The 20,677-nt window shown below is 46.2% G+C and carries 22 protein-coding genes; 2 read left to right on the forward strand and 20 right to left on the reverse strand.

Annotation, left to right across the window (positions count from 1 at the left end):
* Nucleotides 1-123: 123 nt before the first annotated feature.
* From ABTV53_RS24185 to ABTV53_RS24215, 7 genes are all read right to left on the reverse strand, one after another.
* On the reverse strand, nucleotides 124-1,716 hold the full coding sequence (locus tag ABTV53_RS24185) for a response regulator (RefSeq protein WP_433747327.1): 1,593 nt from the start codon (nucleotides 1,714-1,716) through the stop codon (nucleotides 124-126).
* Nucleotides 1,709-3,499, reverse strand: coding sequence for a sensor histidine kinase (locus tag ABTV53_RS24190; RefSeq protein WP_433747329.1), 1,791 nt, complete (start codon nucleotides 3,497-3,499; stop codon nucleotides 1,709-1,711). The genes ABTV53_RS24185 and ABTV53_RS24190 overlap by 8 nt, the downstream gene beginning before the upstream one ends.
* Nucleotides 3,500-3,747: 248 nt before the next feature.
* Nucleotides 3,748-4,170, reverse strand: coding sequence for an OsmC family protein (locus ABTV53_RS24195; RefSeq protein ID WP_433747332.1), 423 nt, complete (start codon nucleotides 4,168-4,170; stop codon nucleotides 3,748-3,750).
* A 232-nt stretch (nucleotides 4,171-4,402) separates the two neighbouring features.
* Nucleotides 4,403-5,149, reverse strand: coding sequence for an amino acid ABC transporter ATP-binding protein (locus tag ABTV53_RS24200; protein WP_433747335.1), 747 nt, complete (start codon nucleotides 5,147-5,149; stop codon nucleotides 4,403-4,405).
* A gap of 16 nt (nucleotides 5,150-5,165) precedes the next feature.
* Complete coding sequence (locus tag ABTV53_RS24205) at nucleotides 5,166-5,810, reverse strand: amino acid ABC transporter permease (RefSeq protein WP_253441002.1); 645 nt, start codon at nucleotides 5,808-5,810, stop codon at nucleotides 5,166-5,168.
* Between the two features lie 32 nt (nucleotides 5,811-5,842).
* Nucleotides 5,843-6,694 carry a substrate-binding periplasmic protein gene (locus ABTV53_RS24210; protein ID WP_433747339.1) on the reverse strand — a complete coding sequence of 284 codons (852 nt, stop codon included), beginning with the start codon at nucleotides 6,692-6,694 and terminating at the stop codon, nucleotides 5,843-5,845.
* A gap of 114 nt (nucleotides 6,695-6,808) precedes the next feature.
* On the reverse strand, nucleotides 6,809-7,441 hold the full coding sequence (locus ABTV53_RS24215) for a TetR/AcrR family transcriptional regulator (protein ID WP_433747341.1): 633 nt from the start codon (nucleotides 7,439-7,441) through the stop codon (nucleotides 6,809-6,811).
* 213 nt (nucleotides 7,442-7,654) lie between these two features.
* Between ABTV53_RS24215 and bacA the strand changes: the two genes are divergently transcribed.
* A complete protein-coding gene (gene bacA, locus ABTV53_RS24220; RefSeq protein ID WP_433747344.1) occupies nucleotides 7,655-8,464 on the forward strand; it encodes an undecaprenyl-diphosphate phosphatase in 810 nt (269 codons plus the stop codon).
* Between the two features lie 269 nt (nucleotides 8,465-8,733).
* Here bacA and ABTV53_RS24225 read toward each other — a convergent pair whose 3' ends face one another.
* The 6 genes from ABTV53_RS24225 to ABTV53_RS24250 all read right to left on the reverse strand — a co-directional run bounded on the left by ABTV53_RS24225 (nucleotide 8,734) and on the right by ABTV53_RS24250 (nucleotide 12,369).
* Nucleotides 8,734-8,916, reverse strand: a complete 183-nt coding sequence (locus ABTV53_RS24225) for a hypothetical protein (RefSeq protein WP_433747346.1) — start codon at nucleotides 8,914-8,916, stop codon at nucleotides 8,734-8,736.
* 173 nt (nucleotides 8,917-9,089) lie between these two features.
* A complete protein-coding gene (locus ABTV53_RS24230; protein WP_017692202.1) occupies nucleotides 9,090-9,416 on the reverse strand; it encodes a thioredoxin family protein in 327 nt (108 codons plus the stop codon).
* 85 nt (nucleotides 9,417-9,501) lie between these two features.
* Nucleotides 9,502-10,410, reverse strand: coding sequence for an aldo/keto reductase (locus ABTV53_RS24235; protein WP_433747348.1), 909 nt, complete (start codon nucleotides 10,408-10,410; stop codon nucleotides 9,502-9,504).
* A 178-nt stretch (nucleotides 10,411-10,588) separates the two neighbouring features.
* Nucleotides 10,589-10,759 (reverse strand): hypothetical protein, encoded by a 171-nt coding sequence (locus tag ABTV53_RS24240; RefSeq protein WP_433747351.1) that lies wholly within the window; start codon nucleotides 10,757-10,759, stop codon nucleotides 10,589-10,591.
* A gap of 220 nt (nucleotides 10,760-10,979) precedes the next feature.
* A complete protein-coding gene (gene gpmA, locus ABTV53_RS24245; protein WP_433747354.1) occupies nucleotides 10,980-11,723 on the reverse strand; it encodes a 2,3-diphosphoglycerate-dependent phosphoglycerate mutase in 744 nt (247 codons plus the stop codon).
* Nucleotides 11,724-11,796: 73 nt separating this feature from the next.
* Entirely contained in the window at nucleotides 11,797-12,369 is a 573-nt protein-coding gene (locus ABTV53_RS24250) for a DUF420 domain-containing protein (RefSeq protein WP_433747357.1), read from the reverse strand.
* A 377-nt stretch (nucleotides 12,370-12,746) separates the two neighbouring features.
* On the opposite strand from ABTV53_RS24250, the gene ABTV53_RS24255 reads away from it, so the two are divergent.
* Entirely contained in the window at nucleotides 12,747-13,937 is a 1,191-nt protein-coding gene (locus ABTV53_RS24255) for a cation:proton antiporter (protein ID WP_433747360.1), read from the forward strand.
* A gap of 374 nt (nucleotides 13,938-14,311) precedes the next feature.
* On the opposite strand, the gene ABTV53_RS24260 is transcribed toward ABTV53_RS24255, so the two are convergent.
* From ABTV53_RS24260 to ABTV53_RS24290, 7 genes are all read right to left on the reverse strand, one after another.
* The gene (locus ABTV53_RS24260) at nucleotides 14,312-14,797 is read right to left on the reverse strand and encodes a DedA family protein (RefSeq protein ID WP_433747363.1); all 486 of its coding nucleotides are present in this window, start codon (nucleotides 14,795-14,797) and stop codon (nucleotides 14,312-14,314) included.
* A 13-nt stretch (nucleotides 14,798-14,810) separates the two neighbouring features.
* Nucleotides 14,811-15,356, reverse strand: coding sequence for a CDP-diacylglycerol--serine O-phosphatidyltransferase (pssA, locus tag ABTV53_RS24265; protein ID WP_433747366.1), 546 nt, complete (start codon nucleotides 15,354-15,356; stop codon nucleotides 14,811-14,813).
* 21 nt (nucleotides 15,357-15,377) lie between these two features.
* On the reverse strand, nucleotides 15,378-17,126 hold the full coding sequence (locus tag ABTV53_RS24270; protein ID WP_433747368.1) for a sensor histidine kinase: 1,749 nt from the start codon (nucleotides 17,124-17,126) through the stop codon (nucleotides 15,378-15,380).
* Complete coding sequence (locus ABTV53_RS24275) at nucleotides 17,123-17,803, reverse strand: response regulator transcription factor (RefSeq protein WP_433747371.1); 681 nt, start codon at nucleotides 17,801-17,803, stop codon at nucleotides 17,123-17,125. Before ABTV53_RS24275 ends, ABTV53_RS24270 begins: the two co-directional genes overlap by 4 nt.
* A 250-nt stretch (nucleotides 17,804-18,053) precedes the next feature.
* Nucleotides 18,054-18,866, reverse strand: coding sequence for a bifunctional hydroxymethylpyrimidine kinase/phosphomethylpyrimidine kinase (gene thiD, locus ABTV53_RS24280; protein ID WP_433747375.1), 813 nt, complete (start codon nucleotides 18,864-18,866; stop codon nucleotides 18,054-18,056).
* Between the two features lie 105 nt (nucleotides 18,867-18,971).
* Entirely contained in the window at nucleotides 18,972-19,670 is a 699-nt protein-coding gene (locus ABTV53_RS24285) for an ABC transporter permease (protein WP_433747377.1), read from the reverse strand.
* Entirely contained in the window at nucleotides 19,663-20,586 is a 924-nt protein-coding gene (locus ABTV53_RS24290) for an ABC transporter ATP-binding protein (RefSeq protein WP_433747379.1), read from the reverse strand. The genes ABTV53_RS24285 and ABTV53_RS24290 overlap by 8 nt, the downstream gene beginning before the upstream one ends.
* Nucleotides 20,587-20,677 lie beyond the last annotated feature (91 nt).

Raw genomic sequence — 20,677 nt, forward strand, 5'->3', positions numbered from 1 at the left:
TGTGAAGCATTCCGTGACCATTGCTTATCATGGGAAGTGCATGGACAATATGATGAATCTGAAATTCCTGAATATCGAAAACGTTTTACAGAATAGGCAAGGGCAAGGCCCAGCACTCCTTACTTATTCCTCGTTTGTATCCGTAGCTGTTCCTTTCAATGAAGATTGGGTTCTGGCCTGTTTGTAAGCGGAAGGGGATTCCCCTACATATTTCTTGAACTTACCGTGGAAGTAGTCCACATTCGCATACCCCACTCTTGCCGCGACCTGATGTACCTTCAGTCCTTCATCCAGCAATTCCTTGGCTTTTTCCATACGAACCTTGTCCAGAAATGCATTGAAATACTCTCCAGTATGATTCTTGAACAACTTACCCAAGTAGCTGCTGTTATAGTTAAAAACTTCAGCAAGTACCTCCAGCTTGAGATTTTCGCCAGGGTTACGTTGGATAAATTCAATCATCTGTTTCAATACAGTATCCTTGCTCCCCCCACCCATACGTTGAATAAGGCGATTAAAATGTTCTAATGCCATGACTTTGAGATCCGACATCGTAAATTGATGATAGACTTCATTAATCAGAACCGAATGTTCCTGCATAATGGAGTGCATATGTTGATTCGTCGCTGCAAGCTTGTTGAACGCCAGGGAGAACACCTGTGAGAAAGCCGTTTTGATGGCTTGCTCTGTTCGATGGTATGGGACCAAGCGCTCTTCCATCTCACCCAGTACCCGCATGACTGACTCACTGCTGCGAATGTCTAACGCATAATACAGCTTGTCCGCAAGTTCGTCCTCAACTGGCTCATGTGCTCCGTCCACAGCTTCAACTCCTGGCTTAACAACAGCTTCGCTACCTGCAGTCCACAGCATGATACGTTTCTCCGTGAACAAAAAGCGTTCACCGAGTATACGATTCGCCTGCGTGTATGACCGCGCAATTTCAGAAGTGGAATGTACGGGTTCACCTGCAGCACCGTACATGTGAACCTCCCATTCTCCCAGAAGTCCTTCCAACTCATCATACAGATTTCTTGCGGATGACTCGGATGTGATGGTTTCCTTGCTTAGCAACCCCAGACCGGAATGGAACGAAAATACGATGCCTCGGTCTTTCTGGTCAAATGCTTCAATCAGTTTGCGTTTCATAACACTTCCCCGTTGCAGGTCAGGCGCCGCATGCATCTCAAGCAGCACAATCTGATAGTGAGGCCAGTGCAGCCCCAAGCTATCTTCTTCCATGCTGCCCTCACCCTCCAGACTGTCAAAGAGCAAAGCCTCAATCTGATGCTCCCTAAAGACGGTGTCCTCACCAGCTTGACGTGCCATCGTCTCCCGTTCACGGGTCAGGATCGTAGCAATCCGCTCTAGTTCACCAATAATCTCTTCTTCATCCACCGGTTTGAGCAGATAACCATCCACACCAAAACTGATGGCTTTCTTGGCATAATCAAAATCCGCATAACCGCTCAATATCAAAAAGTGCGAATCCGGATGATTCCGGCGCACTTCTTCAATCACATCCAGCCCGGTCATACCGGGCATGCGAATATCAATAATTGTCAGATCAGGCTCCAATTCCGCAAACCGGGAGATGGCTTCACGCCCGCTGGCAGCTGTAGCGATGACCTGAAATCCGTATTTTTCCCACTCGATAATGGTGGTCAGTCCCTCACGTATGCTCGGTTCATCATCCACCAAAAACACTTTATACATGTTGGTCCCCTCCTGCTGGCAAAGTGAAAGAAACCTCTGTTCCTTCCCCATATACACTCTTAATCTGCAATCCATATGGCTCCCCGTACGTCAATGTTAAGCGTTGATGTACATTACGCATGCCGATCCGGCTTTTCTCCTGTTCCTCCGGTCCACAGATAAACTGCATCACCTCAGCCAGTCGTTCTGGCGTTATGCCTGCACCATTGTCATCCACACAGATCTGCACAATGTTTTCTACTAAACGAATACTTATATGAACACGGACTGTACCCTCTTTATTCTCCAAACCATGGACAATCGCATTCTCAACCAAAGGTTGAATAATCAGAGGCGGAATGTACATCTTCTCCACCTCGGGATCGATATCGATCTGGAATGCAAGGCGGTCGCCGTAACGAAATTTCTGAATTTCCAAATAGGAACGTACCATTTCAAGTTCAGCCCGGAAGGTTGTTTTTCCACTGCCAATCTCCAGACTCTTGCGCATCAGCTTGCCCAGCAACCTGACGATGTTAGCAATCTCTGCTTCTCCCTTAATATGCGCTTTCATTCGAATGGACTCCAGCGCATTAAACAAGAAATGTGGGTTGATCTGGCTCGCCATCATTTTCAGTTTAATCTCTTTTTGGGCGATTTCCAATTGATTATTCTGTTCTGTCGCTTCTACCACCTGCGTCATGAGTTCATTGATACTTTTCACCATATAGTTGAACTGTCGTGACAGTTGTCCAATCTCATCGTTTCCATCAATCCGCGAAGTGACGTTCAGGTCACCTAATGCCAGCTTGTTGAGGTGTTTACTCAGCCGGAGCAATCGGTTCGACGTGAGGAACGAGATGATATATACGAATAGTAGGGCGATAACAAGCACAAGGATAATGAAAATCATGCCAATCATGCTGACTCTGTTGGCATCCTTGACGATATTTTTGGTCGCAAAAACCGAAATCACCTTCAGGCTGTTCATACTCGATCCAGGGCCCAGCTCATCAATAACAATATTAGATGGTTCCCCCCGGAAATCACCCTCTATGGTGCCTTTCGCCTGATTCTGCAGATCGACACCAAAATCAAGCTCGTCCAGCGTTTTCCCTACCAGCTCGGTATTCTTGGCTGCAACCACATAGCCCTGCTCATCCGTAATCATCGTCTCGAACTGTTCCTGACGGAGCAATCCATTCAGCTCATCCTGATTGATCACAATCATCAACACGCCCTCGGTCCGATACTCGGCAAAAGGTACTTTGCGCACCAGGCTGAGCTTGTGTACAGGATTATCTTCCTTGTCCGGAATGTAGAACCAACCGATGCTGGTTGTTTTCAGTGCCTGTTGATACCAGTAGCTCTCTTCCGTCTGCTTGTCTACCGGGATAAATTCAAGGTTGTTGATCAATGTTGGGTTCGTGGAGTAAAAACGGATGCCGGCTATCTCACGGTACAAACGCCTGTACTCCTGAAAATCTTTGTATGCAAGATAAGCCGAGGTCAGCTCCACAACGCTCTTGTACCGTTTATTCACGATCTCCTTGAGATCCGCATTAAACATCAAAAGGTTGGATATATCCGTCGGTACACGCAGCATGGTTGCCGTCTGGCTCTTGATCTTGTCCACATTGATGATCGTCTGTCCTATCGCATTGTCCAGAGCTTGCTGGCGAAAATAACTGGTCACAGCAAGACCAACAATCAGGACCGGAATCATGACAACCAGTACATAGGAAATGAGCAATTTATGCTTTAATTTGAGATTATTAGTGGTTCGAATCAGCCTTTTCAACATGTCTGCACCTTCCGTCATCTGTATAAGCGCTTACATATAAAGAGCAGGATCAGGATGTTCTGTCCTTTTAATTAATCATACCACATAACTGTTAAACGCTCGCATGAGGGTTCGAAAAAGGGACCAAGCCTTTGTGCTACTCCTTCTCAGGTAAAGGCTCAGTGTTAAACCCGAAAATCAAAGAGGCCACCATTACATGGTGACCAGTCTTAGTATAATACAGAGCAGAACGAATCTCTTATGAATCCTTAAGGTCGAGGTGTACTAACCCCATTCAGGATCAGTTTTGGATGAATATCGGCGCTCAGCGAAGCGGAGACTGCACAATATTTCTCTTCTGCCATCTGGATGGCTTTCCAGATGCGATAATCCGGGATATCTCCATCTACCTTGAAAATCAGATCAATGGATGTGAAGCCCTTTGGCATATCCTCGCTGCGTGTGCCTTGCGCTTCGATCTCAATGGACTCGATTTTGTCCAGGAAAGCGTCCAGAATCATCGTAATGTCGATCCCCATACAGCCGCCGAGACCCGCCAGTAACAATTCCATCGGGGTCGCACCCTTGCTGTCACCACCATAAGCAGCAGTGGCATCCATGCCAACCTCGTAGCCAGAGGGTCCTTCGGAAGTAAACGCGCGTTTGCCTTTCCATACGGTTGTTACATTCATGATGTTATCCTTCTTTCTCACAATAGGTTACGATTTGCAGAACTCCGTTCCGGGTACGGCTCGTTCTTCCGATCGCTGTTGTCTCCAAATATTCTTGATTTTTATTCACAAAGGACAATATTCGGAGACAAAGGCGAGCGCTACGCTTCTTCAGAATCGATTCCGTCCCCTTCACTCAGCAGCTTATCGCTATAATCGATCGTATCAATCAGTATAAATTGTAGTAATGTAATTAGAATTCAGTAATTTGTTGCAGGAAACGACGGGTGCGTTCCTGCTTCGGATCTTCAAAAAAGGCCTGTGGACTTGCTTCTTCCACGATCGATCCGTCTGCCATAAAGACGATTTTGTTCGCCACGTTACGGGCAAACTTCAATTCATGTGTCACGACCAGCATCGTCATACCTTCCTCTGCCAGCTCCTTCATGACAGAAAGCACCTCTCCGACCAGTTCGGGGTCAAGGGCGGAAGTTGGCTCATCAAACAGCATCACTTCCGGCTCCATCGCGAGTGCGCGTGCAATGGCAACCCGCTGCTGTTGTCCACCGGACAATCGGGACGGATATGCATCCTGCTTGTCCGACAGGCCCACGCGATCCAGCAGAATCCGGCCACGTTCAGCCGCTTCGTCACGTTTCATTTTTTTCACCGTCACGAGACCTTCCATCACATTGCCCAGCACCGTCTTGTGCGGGTACAGGTTGAACTGCTGGAAGACCATACCGGTCTGGCGACGGATCTCCAATACTCGGGCACGCTGGACCCGCAGCGGATCAGCACTGTTCACCACTACACCGTTCACTTCGATCTGTCCGCCAGACAGCTCTTCCAGTCCATTCAGACAGCGCAGCAAGGTACTCTTGCCTGAACCACTTGGGCCAAGCAATACAACAATATCTTTCGCATCGACATGCAGATCTATATTTGTGAGCACTTCATTTTGTCCAAATCGTTTGGTAAGCCCAGTTGTTGTAATCATCGGTTCTCTCCTCCCATCAGTAAGCCCGGGCCAGCCGGCGCTCCACTTGTTCCAGAATGGCCGAGAAGCCGATACTCATAATCCAGTAGATCACACCAATCGCCAGATAAAACGGCATATTCACCGCATATTGTGATACCAGTAATTGTGCTGAACGCAACAACTCGGTAACACCAATCGCCGCCACAAGTGAGGTTTCCTTCAACATACCAATAAAGGTGTTCCCCATCGGCGGGATGGCAATACGCACAGCCTGCGGGAAGATGATCCGTCTCATCGCTTGAGCCGGGGTCATTCCGGTTGCGTATGCAGCTTCCATCTGCCCTTTTGGTACAGCCTGAATCGCTCCACGGAACGTCTCCGACAGAAACGCACCTGCATTCAGACTCAGTCCCAGACATGCTGCAGTGAGTGATCCCAGGGTCACTCCATAATCGACCAATCCGTAATAAATGACGAATAATTGCACCAGCAGCGGGGTTCCCCGCATGATGGATACATAAAACCTTGCGATCAACCTAAGCCACATCGGCCCCTTTAGACGAGCAATAGCAACAAGTAATCCGATGATGAATGCAAAAAACATGGAGATCACAGTTACGTATAACGTATAGTAAGCCCCCTTCAGAAAGAAGGGGATATTCTCAAATACCAGTTCCATGGGTCAAATCTTCCCTTCGCCTTGCCAGTTCATTATTGCGCAGGCTCTTCACCAAACCATTTTTTGAAAATGGTATTGTACGTGCCATCATCCTTCATGCCTTTGAGCGCATCATTCAGTGCTGCAACCAGTTCCGGATTGTCTTTGCGAACAGCGATACCTGCCTGGTCACTCTTGATTGCTTCGCCTACAGCTTTGATCTTTAATCCGTTGGCATCCACAATTGGTTTCAGTGCATACAAGTTGTTGATTGTCGCATCAATCCGCCCAGCATTCAGATCTTTGAGTGAAGAGATGACATCGTCATACGTCTTAATGGTGAAATCTCCCACTTTCGGCAATACTTCATTACGCAAATATGATTCATCATTTGTACCCAAACCTACGCCAATCGTTTTCCCTTTGAAATCCTCCAGCTTGGTAATATCGTTATTGTCGCTTTTCACAATGATTTTGACTTGGTTCGTGATATACGGATCACTGAAATCCAGTACTTTCTTACGATCATCAGTAATCGTCATTTGGCTGATAATGGCATCAAGCTTCTTCGCTTGCAGGCTTGGTGTCAGACCGGAGAACTCCTGGGATACAAACTCAACCTCTACACCCAGACGCTTCGCAACTTCACGTGCGATATCGGCATCATAGCCGTCCATTTCTTTCTTATCGTTCAGGAAGTTGTACGGTGCGTATGTGCCCATCATGCCCACTTTGATAACGCCAGCAGACTTGATCTGCTCCAGTTCATTTGTTGCCTGTGCACCGTTGGTGCTTCCACCATCTGTTGCCTTACTTCCACAAGCACTAAGTACCAGCACGGTCATCAGCAGAATCGCTGTCAGAGACCAGCCTTTACGAGTTTTCGATCCATATGTGTTGTTCATTACGTTAACTTCCTCTCAGTCGTGTATTAATCCGGATGTACTTTTGGTTACTTTATTGTGACTAAACTGCAGTTGTACCCATTATTCCCTGCTATTTGTTTAATCATGTGAATCTTATGTGCCTAGCAGTCCGTAAAACTCAAAGCTTGCTGCCTCAACTGCCAGCGATGAAGCTGTCATGGCTGAGAACTTGCTGTGCAACTCATCGGAACCGAACAACCAGCGTGATATCATGCCTTCAATCATGCTTACCAATAGCGCTGCTCGAAGCGGTACATCCATGCCCTGAGGCAACATGCCGAGTTGGATGGCACGTTCCATATTGTGACGGAATGCAGTTTCGACAGCATTACGTGTCTCCTCAACCAGCCGTTGTACGGATTCTTCCGTCACAATGCCTTTGAGCAACAATTCCATAAAATAGCGATTCTGTGCAGCAAATGAGAACAGGTCAGTAAATAGCCTCTCCGATGCTTTCACCATATCTTCTACCGATCCGGCATCCTTGCGGTACCCTTGCCCAATCGCCTCAAGCAATTCCTCCTTGCCCGTTAATATAATTTCCGAAGCAATGGCTTCTTTGCTTTTGAAATGCCAGTAGAATGTCCCTTGCGCCACACCAGCCTCGCGGACGATATCGGAAATTTTCGTCTGATGGTAGCCTTGGGTTGCAAACCGCTCCATCGCTATGCGTATTATTTGGTCCCGGCGTTCTTCACCAGGTTCCAAACCGTTAATTTTGGTCATTCATGTAACCCTCCCGATTGATGAGTCAGTCAGTTAAGTTATATCCTATGGGATAACTAGGTTTTTGTCAATATAGTTTTAAACAAATGATTACAAGCATAAGTTGAAGTTGAATGCATTTGTGATCATAATAGGTGATAGCCTTGTTCAAATGAACAGGCATGGTCAAGCAGGACAGCCGTGCTGTCACCTGCATTTCAAGGAGGAAGAGCATTGGACATTATATCATCCATTATTATGGGCATCATCGAAGGTTTGACTGAGTTTTTGCCCGTGTCCTCCACTGGACACATGATTCTGACTGCCCACTTGCTGGGTTTATCGGAGGACAACGAGTCAGTCAAAACGTTTGAGGTGGTTGTTCAACTCGGAGCTGTTCTTGCTGTTGTTGTACTGTACTGGAACAAATTCATTGATATGTTCCGCTTCACCGGAGGCAGCAGACCTTACTCCCGCCGCCTCAATCTGGGACATATCTTCCTGGCGATGGTTCCTGCCGTAGTCATCGGACTTGTATTCCGTGACTGGATCAAAGCACATTTATTTGGTCCGGAGACAGTGCTGTACAGCCTCGTTATTGGGGGTATATTGATGATCGTGGCCGAACGCTGGAGCAGTAAGAGTCACCGAATTACTACCCATGATGTCGATGATATCTCTTACAAACAGGCATTCGCGGTGGGTATATTTCAGATCTTGGCATTGTGGCCAGGCTTCTCCCGTTCCGGGTCAACGATCTCAGGCGGTCTCTTTGCAGGGATAAGCCGTGTAGCCGCTGCGGAGTTCACATTCCTCGTGTCTGTGCCAATTATGATTGGTGCTACGGGATATGACCTGTACAAAAGTATCGATCACCTGAACGGCAGTGATTTCCCAATCTTTGCGATTGGATTCATCGCTGCTTTCATCGTCGCCATGCTTGCGATCAAAACGTTCCTGTCCATTTTGAAAAAATTGAGCCTGACCGTCTTTGCTGTGTATCGCTTCGTCTTGGCAGCCGTGTTCTTTATTATTTTGATGTAATCATTACAATTCAAGTAATTAGACAGGCAAAATCAATGGCGGCCTCACGTTCCCTTGGGAAGCGAGGCCGCCATATTTTATATTCTGAGCTACGTTTCTGTTGCTTCACGATTCTGTTACTGCTTCAAAGACAGGAATGTTTGCAATTAGAAGAAGTCTTACTCTTCATTACTTTCTTCTTTGCTGGGTTGGATCATTAGTGGTGCCGACTAGGTTTACTATGTATCATGGACATTCATATTTATGTTCACTTCTGAAAAGCAGTTTGGCTAGTACCACTCTTTTACTTGAATGCTCCGGTGTTTCTTCCGATTCTTCAGTCTCTCACGCAGATTATATCTATTCTCCTTCTGTTCCTGCAGCAGTTGCTTCACCCCGATCATCAACAATCGGTATCTTCGGTCATCATTGTGACTTAATTGGTGCATTTCTTCAAAAATTTCATTCTTCATACGGGTTTTGTTCACTCCAAATATTCAGTTTGTTCTCACAGTATACATGGGAGCACTGAACAAATTCTAAACAACATGCTGGAATGAAGCAGAAAAACCCCTTCCTGTCGCAAGACAAGAAGAGGTCTCCGTATGCTAAGTTAATTATACAAACTCCTGATGCATTCGTACGCTTAAACTTTGGATTCAAGTGTCTCCAGATACTCGGAGATTTGAGCAGGTGTTTTAGCCCATTTGCTATGCAGATGTGCAATTTTCTTGCCGTTTTGAAAGACGAGCAGGCTCGGAATGCCGCGTACACCATTCTCTTCGGCAAACGGCTGGAACTTCTCTGCATCCAGGGCATAGAAGGTTTTGTCCGTATGTTGGTCGATAACATCCCCGATAAACCGATCCAGGTTCTTGCAATCCGGGCACCAGGTTGTATCAAATTTAATGACGGTAAAACCATCAGAGTTGATTGTATCCAAATATTGCTGTTCACTTTGAATTCTTTCCATATGTCTTCTCTCCCTTATATGTCCCTTTTTTGGCTGATCTTCATTGTACCTTGTATAGTTACAATTGAAAATAGGCTTAATGGAGTTAACGATGCTGCTTGTACAGATTAGCGGGACTGAGCTCTCGTATTTCCTGAATTTCCGCAGCGGTGAGTGCAGGCGAATTCGAAGCGGCAATATTGTGCAGTAACTGATCTCTTGAACTGGCACCAGGGACAACGGCTGCTACCGCAGGATGGGATAACGCATAACGAATAGCCGTCTGAGCCATGCTGCGTTGGTCCGTAACAAGACGACTTAACCCTTGCCGAATGGTATATAGTTGCTCCGGCGTATAGTCCAGATAACCTTTTTCTGCCTTGGCAGATCCGGAATCGGCAAGCACACCGCTAGCTACAGGCCCACGGGCAATTACGCTGATCCCCTTTTGTTCCAATAAAGGCAGCACTTCTTCTTCCGCTCTGCGGTCAGCAATGCTGTACTGGTTCATCACACTGACGATGGATGCCCTCTTTACATACTCCCGAATCACATTGGGACGAATGGAGGAAATTCCGTAATATCGGATAAGTCCTTCCTTCTTCAGTTCCTCAAACGCTTCGATCGTCTCTTCGATGGGGTCGTCCAAGGTCCCGCCATGCAACTGATAAAGATCGATGTAATCGGTCTGCAACCGCTTCAGACTTTCATGTACAGCCTGCTTAATGTAGGCTTTGGAAGGGTCCCATGACCAGCCCTCTTTGCCCGGCATACGACGATTACCTACTTTGGTTGCCACAATGACTTGATTCCGACGCCCTTTAATAGCTTGTCCTACAATTTCTTCATTACGCCCTGCATCGTACAGATCGGCTGTATCCAACAGATTGACCCCATGGTCCAGAGCCTCATGAATCAGGCCCATAGCGTGCTCCATTTCAGTTCCAAGTGACATACATCCCAGCCCAATCTCAGACACCATCAGCTCGGATGTACCCAAACGATTTTTCTTCATATGTGCATCTCCCTCCATACGTTCTGCAAGTATCCATTGTATCATTCTTGCTGGCAAAAATCGCATTACACGCAAAAGCAAGGGATTGCTTTTGATTGCACAAAAAAAACCTGGAACGACTTCATCTCCAGGTTTCACATAATCATTTAAATTCAATCGATAAACGCACGATCAAAATCTATTTCACTTCCACGCGTGGTCTGGTTTTACTTGTTCCATGAGACGAATTGGAGCTTTTCATCATACCCGAGACAGTGCTAAACAGCTTATCTCTTGCTTGTTTGTTCCTCATCAGATAAGTCACACCTGCGCCGATAGCCGTCATGAGTATTCCTCTTCTTTTAGACATGTGCTTCTCCTCCTTCAGGATAATTGTACATCGTGTCTTGTTTGACAATTACCCTGCAGGAGCAAAACGAAACGAAGTGCAGGCTTGATCGCAGAAAAAAAAGATGACCTCCGAATTAAAATTCAGCGGTCATCTTCCACTCGTACTGGTTGAAACATCAACCAAACGAGATAAATTAAACAACAAATTTCGTACAATCAAGACCCATGTTCATGTCCCATTAATCCGAAGGCGTTGCCACATGGGTCATTTCTTCATGTTGGTAGGTAGAACCATCGGCGGTCAGATAAAAGTGTCCGATGGGATGCAGATCTTCATCCAATTCGTAGACCAGCGGAATGCCTGTCGGGATATTGAGCGCCATCACGTCTGCCTCGGACAATTGGTCCAGATGCATGACGAGTGAACGAAGCGTGTTACCATGCGCAGAGATCAGCACTCTTTTGCCTGCCGACACCATCGGTTTAATCTCCGCATTCCAATACTCCAGCACACGCTTGGAGGTATCCATCAGGTTCTCCGTAAACGGGATGGTGCACCCGAGCCGCTTGTACTTGTCCAGATCCTGCACATATCGTTCATCGGTTTCGTCCAATGCAGGTGGAGATACGTTAACGGAGCGTCGCCATTCCTTCACTTGGGCTTCCCCATACTTCACAGCAGTCTGCTGTTTATTCAATCCTTGCAGCGCACCATAATGGCGTTCGTTCAGCTTCCAAGTCTTCGTAATGGGAATCCACATGAGGTCCATTTCATCCAGCGCAATATCGAGCGTTCGGATAGAACGTTTCAACACGGATGCATAGGCGTAATCAAAATCAAATCCCTGTTCCTTCATGATCTTCCCTGCTTTACGAGCTTCTGCGTAACCATCCGTCGTCAGATCCACATCTGTCCATCCGGTAAAACGATTCTCTACATTCCACATGCTCTGTCCATGGCGAATCAAAACAACCCTGTACATAAACGTGAACCCTCCTTCCATGGAAACATTACCCGCAAGTCAAACGAATTAGCACAGTGAAACGTTCATAACCTTAATAATATGGTGCCATCATGAGATATACCACGACACCTGTAGAACTGACGTAAAGCCAGATTGGCATAGTCCAACGTGCAATTTTGCGGTGTTTCTTCAATTGATTCGTCCAACCCCACACAAGTGTGAACAGTGCCAATGGAACAATCAGGGCTGCCAGTATACTATGTGTGATCAGAACGAAGAAATAGATGGAACGAATGATGCCCTCGCCGCCGTATTTGGACGTCTCTGGTGAGAGGTAATGAAACGTCAGATATGTCACGAGGAATAACAGTGTCGTTGAGAATGCAGCAAGAATAAATCGTTTGTGCAGCTTCACATTCCGCTTGATAATAGCAATAAGCGCTGCGAGCAGGAAGATGAAGGTAAAGCTGTTAAACACGGCATTAAACCGCGGCAACACCGTAATATCAAAGGTCACATCTCCTTTGTAACCAATAGACGGTGCGAAGAACAATAATAAAATAATGACATTAGCGAGAATGGAAATCGTGATAATGATGCCTGCAAAATTTTTATTACTCGTCGGAGACTGGATGTTCGGCTCCCCTTTGTTATTTTTGCCCAATGCAAAATCCTCCTCATATCCTAACTTCTATGTTCTATATAATTATATCTCGCCAATTCCGGACTGTTAAGTGACAACACTCTGAACAAAACATGACACAAACGACGTTATTGTTGCCCGTTATAGCCATTTTCATACCTACCAAGACAGCAAAATGTTTACCACATCTCAAATATGTGTTATGATTAGTGTCAATAATCACATACGCGTTAAACTGGAGGAGCCTGTCACCAAGGGCCCTCCTTGTCTTTTTTTAGGCATGAATGGCACTATTTATTAATGCTGTTCTATGCCTTTTTTTTGTTTTTTGGCTTGGAATGATTCGCCCTTGGGTAGGTAATCCTATAAAAACGCAACTGCTGGAGAGGAGCACACTTATGGAATTTGTTTTGGTTCTTACACTTATCTTGATCTTCACCAAACTTGCGGGTGATTTGTCCGTTAGACTTGGTCAACCTTCCGTTTTAGGGAAACTGATCGTCGGTGTTATCCTCGGACCTGCGCTGCTTGGTTGGGTTCAACAGAGTGATTTCGTCCATTATATGGCTGAGATCGGGGTACTGCTTCTGATGTTTATTGCCGGACTTGAAACTGATCTGGAACAATTGAAGAAAAACTGGAAAGCAGCGTTTGCTGTTGCTGTAGGTGGTATCATTTTACCCTTTATCGGAGGATACGGCTCGGCCATAGCCTTTGGTATGTCAACAACGCATGCTCTGTTCTTTGGACTTTTGTTCTGTGCCACTTCCGTCAGTATTTCGGTTCAGACACTGAAAGACATGGATCAACTCAGCTCTCGTGAGGGTACAACAATCCTTGGTGCAGCTGTTGTAGATGATGTCCTGGTCGTTGTCATTCTTGCCGTTATGATGAGCTTGCTGGGTACAGGTGGAGGAGACACTTCGATCTCTTTGCTCATTGGTAAAAAGCTGTTGTTCTTTGTTATTATTATTGCTGCCAGCTGGTTCCTTGTTCCACGCATCATGAAGTGGATGGCACCACTGAAGGTAACGGAGACCGTTATTACTGCGGGCCTGATCATTTGTTTCGGATTTTCCTACTTTGCAGAGTGGATGGGTGTTGCTGGAATTATTGGTGCTTTTGCCGCTGGTATCGCCATCTCTCAAACCAACTTCAAACATGAAGTCGAAACCAAACTGGAACCAATCGCTTACGGAATATTTGTTCCGGTGTTCTTTGTCAGTATCGGCTTAAATGTCACATTTGATGGTGTGGGTTCACAGATTTGGTTTATTGTCGTCATCAGTATCATCGCCATTGCAACTAAACTTCTTGGCGGCGGAGCCGGTGCACGCCTTACCGGATTTGATCGTATATCGTCTCTTGCCATTGGTTCAGGAATGATCTCAAGAGGTGAAGTTGCACTCATTATCGCTTCAACCGGACTTGCTGCCGGATTGCTTGATCCGGAATACTTCACGAGTGTTGTAATCATGGTTATTATTACTACACTGGTTACTCCGCCACTCCTCAAAATCACCTTTGCACGCAAAAAAGGGGAAAAACAAGTTGAAAGAGGAATTGAGGAATCACATTTAAGTGGGTAAAAGTATTGAAATCATTCCGTATTTGAAGCTATACTTGATTTAGAAATGTAATATAGCGGTCGTGAAGCACACGCCGCTTTGATCCATTCTCCCTTCAACGCGAAGGTTGGAAATGGTCAGAGCGGCTTTTTGTATTTTTACATGACGAGCTGAAGCCCTGTTCACGTTCGTTTTAAACGGTACTCAGGACAACTTATTGTGATGATATGGAGTAAATCTGGGTACTTTTTCAAGTTTCTTCGTGAAATAAGGTTGCTGAGATTCGTTAGAATACTGAGGAGTATCTCCGACCATATATAGAAAAACAAAAAAAGACCACCTTACACTCAAGAGGTCTTCCATCCTTGCCCGTTTTTGCAACAGGCTGTCCCATTTTAAGTTAACACACCGACATAAAAACCAATGGAGATAAAGACAATACACCAGACGAATGCACCGATGCTGGATACAACTACGTACCTGCCAATCGCCATGCGGCTAATCCCGGAGAAACAGCACATCAAATGACGAATGCCTGGAATGAAGTAACCCAGGATGATGGACCAATACCCATATTTGAGGAACCAGGACTCCACCCTGCTGAATCGTTTGGCATTAACGCCGACCCACTTGCCGTATTTTTCAACCAGCGGCCTGCCCGCTTTCTTGCCAATCATGTAGCTAAGCAGCCCTCCGGTAAATGCGCCACCGAAACTGACGGCGATGGATACGGAGTAATTTAATACCGAGATGGAGGCGAGATAACCGACAAAAGTCATCATCACCTCATCCGGAATCGGCATGCCAATAACGCCAAGAGCCAGTAGTCCGTATATTGCGAAATAACCATATTGACCAATAAATTCTTTTGCAAATTCCATACTGACTCGCTCCTTATTTCGGTTCCACAATATCCTTCTCATGAGAGGCTAGCACTTGTTTTAGTGATGGGAATCGGATTTGGCTCACCATGAGACCAGATAATACAATAATGACAAGATAGGCTACACCATGTGTAAAATAAGGACTCCAGAGCGCGAAAAAGGACATCAGACCTCCGGCAAAGGTAATCGGCATTCCAACAAAACCACTGCTTGCTGTCTTCTGACAGTTATAACGGGCCAGACGCAAAGCACCGCAAACCGGGAACAATGCGGTCAGTGCCATCCCCAGCACATTCACTTCAATCATGGAATTCAGGTACAGAATCAGCACGGGGGCTGTTCCGAATGAAACTACATCCGCAAGCGAGTCCAGGGATTTGCCGAACTCACCCTCACAATGCAATTTGCGGGCCGCAAATCCGTCAAACAGATCAAAGAACATCGCTACCCATATCATCATCACAGCCAGGGCAAATTCACCATGAATAGCCATAATGACTGCCAGCATGCCTGAACTCAGATTCCCCAAGGTTAAAATCGATGGTAAAGACTTCATAAGATTTGACTCCCTTTCGTACTAGGCTTTAGGAAAAATAATATAAAAACGGACTCCATCCGGTGTATTCTCCACTCCATAACTGCACCCATGCAGATCAAGAATCTGCTTCGCAATGGCCAGACCGAGCCCGGTCCCCCCCATTTTACGATTACGTGAGCGTTCTACCCGATAGAACCTCTCCCATATATACTGCCGCTCAGCTTCAGCAATGTGCTCGCCCTTGTTTTCAATGGAAATATGGACAAAACCTTCACGCCTGCTGATTTCAATAGTTATATCGGTATGTGGTATCGCATGACGTATAGCATTCATCATGATATTGAAAATAACTTGCTCCAGCTTGCTTCGGTCACCCTCCACCGTCTGTTCTGTTGTGGATACAAGCACCACATCCAATCCTTTGTCCTTCAGTTGCGGACCCAGACGGCCGGCGATATCTTCAATCATGTCAGCCAATGCAACAGCATCCGTATTCAATTGAACCGCTGAGGATTCCAGTCGCACCAGATCCAGCATCTCTTCAACCATCGTTTCCATTTTGATCGCCTCATCGGCAATGATCTCAATGTAACGTTCCCGTTTACTCTCACTCACGCCATCCTTCAGCCCTTCAGCATATCCCTTAATAATGCTGATCGGTGTCTTAAGTTCATGTGATGCATCGGCAAAAAACTTGCGCTGGCGCTGTTCAATCTCCTGTTTCATTTCCATATCTGTACGCATCTGCGTGTTGGCCTGTCTCAGCTCTTCCAATGTCTGACCCAAGGTTCCCGATAAGGCATTGAGGCTGTTAGACAGACTGCCGATTTCATCATTACGCCGGATGGGTGATTTCACCGTGAAATCCAGCGTGGACATTCTCTTGGCGACATGGTTCAAGGCCAAGAGCGGCTTCGTTACAATTCGGGACAGGAGTAACGCCAGCAACAGAATCAATATAAATGCTCCTATGCCAAAATATGCATAGAACAAACGTGTTGCCTCATTCGCTTCCCTCATCTCCTGTAGAGAGGTGAGCGAGAAGATCAGTTCTTGCTCGGGTCCGGAACGATGCACTGGAGCAATAGTGATGACATTGCGAACACCACTCCAGCTATCCATCCATTCTTCATTGAGCATTTTGCCATTTGCCAACGCAAGTTGGTCTTCTGTGGACAAAGGGAACCGACTATCCAGGGCTTGCACCAGCAGCCCCTGCCTCTGACTCCATGTTGCCAGATTGGGAAGAACTACCTCGGTCAGTACGCCTGACCATTCCTTTACCGGTTCAATGGATTCCTGAAAGCTTTCTGTTCCCCAAGCAGCAGAAGTGGCATCCTGGATTTTGAATGGATAGACCATGGACTCGCTGGCCGGGCCTTTCACCGTCAGTTCCTGCCCATATTTCAGATGAGATGTAATCCAGCCAGCATTCTCACTATTGATAAACAAGGACAAGGACACCTTCACGTGACTCCCATCCTCTTGAAGCAACGTAATGTGGAACGGGTCATTAACCAATCTTCCGGTATTCGTCAGAATGACGAGATGCGACTGATTCTGACGCATAAATTTTCCGGTCTCCTTGGCCAGCTGTAAATCACTCCAATGTCCATTGGAATATTGCTGTTCGAACTTGGACAGCTTTTTCTTCATACTGCTGACCTTTTGATGCTGATAGAAGTCGGGAAACCAGAACAACTGGGCAAAAACCGTCGTCCCATATAAAAGAACCAGACATCCTGCCATGACCAGGAAAAGCTTCATCGTTACGCCATTTCTTCTCATGCTTCTGCCTCGAAACGATATCCAGTGCCAATCACCGTCCGAATACACTTGGCTTCGTCACCCAATTTGCTGCGCAGCTTCTTGATGTGAGTATCCACAACACGTGAGTCCCCTTCAAAATCAAATCCCCAGATCCGATTCAAAATGGCATCCCGGGACAACACAATGCCTGCATTTCGAACCAAATAGAGCAACAGGTCATATTCCTTTGGCGCAAGCTCAACTTCAGCCCCATCCTTCTCCAGCCGTCGAGCCCATGGATCAAGGGTCACCTGTCCGAAGCGAATCTCACCCTGCTCTCTTCCCAATGCACCTTCAACACGTTTCATTAATGTCTCTGCACGTGCAACCAGCACACGTGGACTAAATGGCTTGGTGACGTAATCATCAACGCCCAGCTGAAATCCATGAATTTTATCGTCATCCTCGGACCGTGCAGTCAGCATGATAATAGGTACGGTGGATTGGGATCGAATATGCCCACATAAGGTCCATCCATCCATTTCAGGCATCAAAACATCCAGAATGACCAGATCCACCTCATGCTGAGCCAGCAGTTCCAATGCCTGTACTCCATGTTCTGCTTCTATGACGTTCCATTGTTCTTTTATGAAATAATCGGCCACAATCTCACGAATGCGGCTTTCATCTTCCACCAGAAGCACTGTTCTGATCATGGCCGACTCTCCTTTTTAGATTTCTGATGATAACATACCTATTCCATGTGTCGTTCATGTGTCCATACATGTTTTGGAATGCTCCCATGATATATACGGTTAATATAAGCCAAAAGTTACTAATTTTCATAAAAATTCGCATAAAAAAGAAGCCGTCAATGAGCAAGCTCCTGCTCATTGACAGCTACTTGAATGAAATCGAAGTGTGTTATCCAGAAGTGATGCGCTACTGTGCGCTCCCTGGCAACACTTAACGTTGTTGCTCCAGACGGTGTGCCACATGCAGTGTCGGGCCAACAAAACGATTCAGCGGAAATCCGCCGGCAATCGCTTTGGTCACGAAGGCTTTACCTTCACGAACAGCCTCTTTCACTGAAAGACCGCGAGCCAACCCTGCAGTAATTGCCGCAGACGTTGTGCAGCCCGCACCATGCGTATATCCGGAACCGACAACATCGGCCTCAAACCATTCGTAGTTAGTTCCATCATAGAGTAGATCCATTGCTTTACCCGGGCTAATGACACCTCTGTCCTTGATCAGAACATGTTTCGAGCCATGGGCATGAATTGTTGCTGCCGCTGCTTCCATCTGTTCTTTGGAACGAATCGGTCCACTCTTCGCCAGTTGGGATGCTTCGAACAGATTAGGTGTAACCAGATCCGCACCTGGCAACAGGAATTCAATCATCGCTTCCGTATTTTCCGGTTGCAGTACTTCGTCTGTACCTTTGCAGACCATTACCGGATCGATAACGATCTGTGGCAGACCGCTGCGGCGAATATGTTTTGCTACCAGTTCAATAATATCTACAGAACCGAGCATACCTGTCTTCATTGCATCGAAACCGATGCCGTCCAGAACAGTGCGAAGCTGTGCTTCAACTACATTTAATTCAACAGGAAAGACCTGGTGATCCCATGTTTCGGGCTCCATTGCCACAACCGTAGTCAGCACGGTCATGCCATACACACCCAGCTCCTGAAAAGTTTTCAAATCAGCTTGAATACCTGCACCGCCGCTCGTGTCCGAACCAGCTATTGTTAATGTTTTTGGAATCGTCATGGTAGTTGCATTCTCCTTCGTGTCTCAGTTGACATTATCCTATCCCTTGTACGAGCGGATGTCAATGGCATCTGAAGCCATGCAGAGCATGGTTTTTCGAATGATTCAGTTCACGTCTTTTGTCTCCAGACGAACCATGGACATCGAAGCAATCCATATCCCTATTGCTCCAAGGGTCAGAGGGATAATAATAAGAGAATGAATGGAAACTTCCGACCCGTTGAATCCGGAGCAGACAATCGAAACCAGCAAAATGGACGAGACCATTGTAGTTGTAACAGAATGCTTACGCATACCGAAGAATAGGGGAATGAGTGCCATACACGCAGCCGATAAAGAACTTATACTGTACTTCACCAGAAGTCCCAATATATCCCGATTCGTCAATGATCCAGGAATGAAGGAGTGGAATTGATTAACAATCAACAATAGTGAACCCATGAACAGATCGGTAACCATAATCATCACAAATGTAAAACCAAACACGATGATCAATTTGGCAGCGATGATTTTATGACGCTGGATGGGATAGGTGAACATGACGTTCATCGTTTTATTTCGATACTCACTGATCACCAGCTTGGATAATAAAGCTCCTGCAAATACGATAAAGGTTGCTCTCACAAATGTATCGATAATTATAAAGGCGGTCTGGTAATCGGCATAGGCATAATCTTCTGCTCCCACATCCATGAATCCAATCATGATCAGGAAAAGAAGAATGGCTATGTTGGCAATACCTGCACCTGCAAAATTACGTGCAAAGCGGTGCTTCCGCATCTCAAGTCTGATTAGTTTAAGCAACGTCTTCATCCCCTTTTACCAGCTTCATGAAGTGTTCTTCCAGGGAATGAGCCCGTTTGGATATCGATTCGATCTCAATGCCGTGTTGGATCAGCTTGGTGTTCAGGTCGGATGGAATGATTCCCAGATCATAGATACGTAACGTTTGGTCATCGACCATTTTATAATTACTCAAACCAAGCTGGTGTTCAATGACATAGGTCGCTTTGCGGATATCCACCGCCTGTAACTCGATGTACTCATTTTGACTTCCACGAATGCTCTCCATCGATACTTCCTCCACCAAGCGACCTCCGCGAATGACACCGACCGTGTCAGCAATCTGCTCTATCTCGCCAAGAATGTGACTCGAGACCAACAGGGTAATACGATACTCATTGCTAAGCCGCTTGAACAAATCTCGCATCTCCCGAATCCCGACAGGATCCAATCCATTAATCGGTTCATCCAGAATGAGCAGTTCAGGTGTGGTTATGAGTGCACGAGCCAGCCCGAGTCTTTGCTTCATGCCCAGAGAGAAGTCCTTCACAGATTTCTTGCCGGTGTCCTTCAGACCTACCATTTCCATCGTATTGGTGATGGTCTTTTTGTTGTAAAATCCCATGTATTCACAGTGAAGCTCCAGATTCTCCCGAGCAGATAATCTATCGTAGAAAAAAGGATATTCAATAATGCTGCCCATTCGTTTCAGCACTTCATAGGAGGTCGGCGTAAGCTTCTCCCCAAACAGTTCAATCTCCCCTGTGGTTGGTTTGACGAGATTGGTGAGCATCTTCATGATGGTTGTTTTACCTGCACCATTTGGACCGAGGAATCCATAGATCTCACCTTGCTTAATATTCATATTGACGTTGGATACAACCTCCACCCCTTCATATACTTTGGTCACATCTATTGTTCGTGCGATATAATTCATCGTCCTTGTTCTCCTTTTCGTCCCCTGTCCGGGTTCCTATATCTATATTGTAAAGAGAAAAGTCTTCTTTTTTATTAATCAAATCTTACAA

Source organism: Paenibacillus amylolyticus (genome assembly GCF_050990605.1).
Classification (GTDB): Bacteria; Bacillota; Bacilli; order Paenibacillales; family Paenibacillaceae; genus Paenibacillus; species Paenibacillus amylolyticus_H.

Bases quoted from the DNA above. Each gene is read 5' to 3' on its own strand.
- ABTV53_RS24260 (WP_433747363.1), bottom strand. From the start codon at position 14,797: ATGGAATTTGCAAAAGAATTTATTGGTCAATATGGTTATTTCGCAATA.
- ABTV53_RS24215 (WP_433747341.1), bottom strand. From the start codon at position 7,441: ATGACCAAAATTAACGGTTTGGAACCTGGTGAAGAACGCCGGGACCAA.
- gpmA (WP_433747354.1), bottom strand. From the start codon at position 11,723: ATGTACAGGGTTGTTTTGATTCGCCATGGACAGAGCATGTGGAATGTA.
- ABTV53_RS24210 (WP_433747339.1), bottom strand. From the start codon at position 6,694: ATGAACAACACATATGGATCGAAAACTCGTAAAGGCTGGTCTCTGACA.
- ABTV53_RS24235 (WP_433747348.1), bottom strand. From the start codon at position 10,410: ATGAAGAAAAATCGTTTGGGTACATCCGAGCTGATGGTGTCTGAGATT.
- ABTV53_RS24195 (WP_433747332.1), bottom strand. From the start codon at position 4,170: ATGAATGTAACAACCGTATGGAAAGGCAAACGCGCGTTTACTTCCGAA.
- ABTV53_RS24190 (WP_433747329.1), bottom strand. From the start codon at position 3,499: ATGTTGAAAAGGCTGATTCGAACCACTAATAATCTCAAATTAAAGCAT.
- ABTV53_RS24270 (WP_433747368.1), bottom strand. From the start codon at position 17,126: ATGAGAAGAAATGGCGTAACGATGAAGCTTTTCCTGGTCATGGCAGGA.
- ABTV53_RS24200 (WP_433747335.1), bottom strand. From the start codon at position 5,149: ATGATTACAACAACTGGGCTTACCAAACGATTTGGACAAAATGAAGTG.
- ABTV53_RS24230 (WP_017692202.1), bottom strand. From the start codon at position 9,416: ATGGAAAGAATTCAAAGTGAACAGCAATATTTGGATACAATCAACTCT.
- ABTV53_RS24240 (WP_433747351.1), bottom strand. From the start codon at position 10,759: ATGTCTAAAAGAAGAGGAATACTCATGACGGCTATCGGCGCAGGTGTG.
- ABTV53_RS24225 (WP_433747346.1), bottom strand. From the start codon at position 8,916: ATGAAGAATGAAATTTTTGAAGAAATGCACCAATTAAGTCACAATGAT.
- ABTV53_RS24275 (WP_433747371.1), bottom strand. From the start codon at position 17,803: ATGATCAGAACAGTGCTTCTGGTGGAAGATGAAAGCCGCATTCGTGAG.
- ABTV53_RS24290 (WP_433747379.1), bottom strand. From the start codon at position 20,586: ATGAATTATATCGCACGAACAATAGATGTGACCAAAGTATATGAAGGG.
- pssA (WP_433747366.1), bottom strand. From the start codon at position 15,356: ATGAAGTCTTTACCATCGATTTTAACCTTGGGGAATCTGAGTTCAGGC.
- ABTV53_RS24255 (WP_433747360.1), top strand. From the start codon at position 12,747: ATGGAATTTGTTTTGGTTCTTACACTTATCTTGATCTTCACCAAACTT.
- thiD (WP_433747375.1), bottom strand. From the start codon at position 18,866: ATGACGATTCCAAAAACATTAACAATAGCTGGTTCGGACACGAGCGGC.
- ABTV53_RS24205 (WP_253441002.1), bottom strand. From the start codon at position 5,810: ATGGAACTGGTATTTGAGAATATCCCCTTCTTTCTGAAGGGGGCTTAC.
- ABTV53_RS24185 (WP_433747327.1), bottom strand. From the start codon at position 1,716: ATGTATAAAGTGTTTTTGGTGGATGATGAACCGAGCATACGTGAGGGA.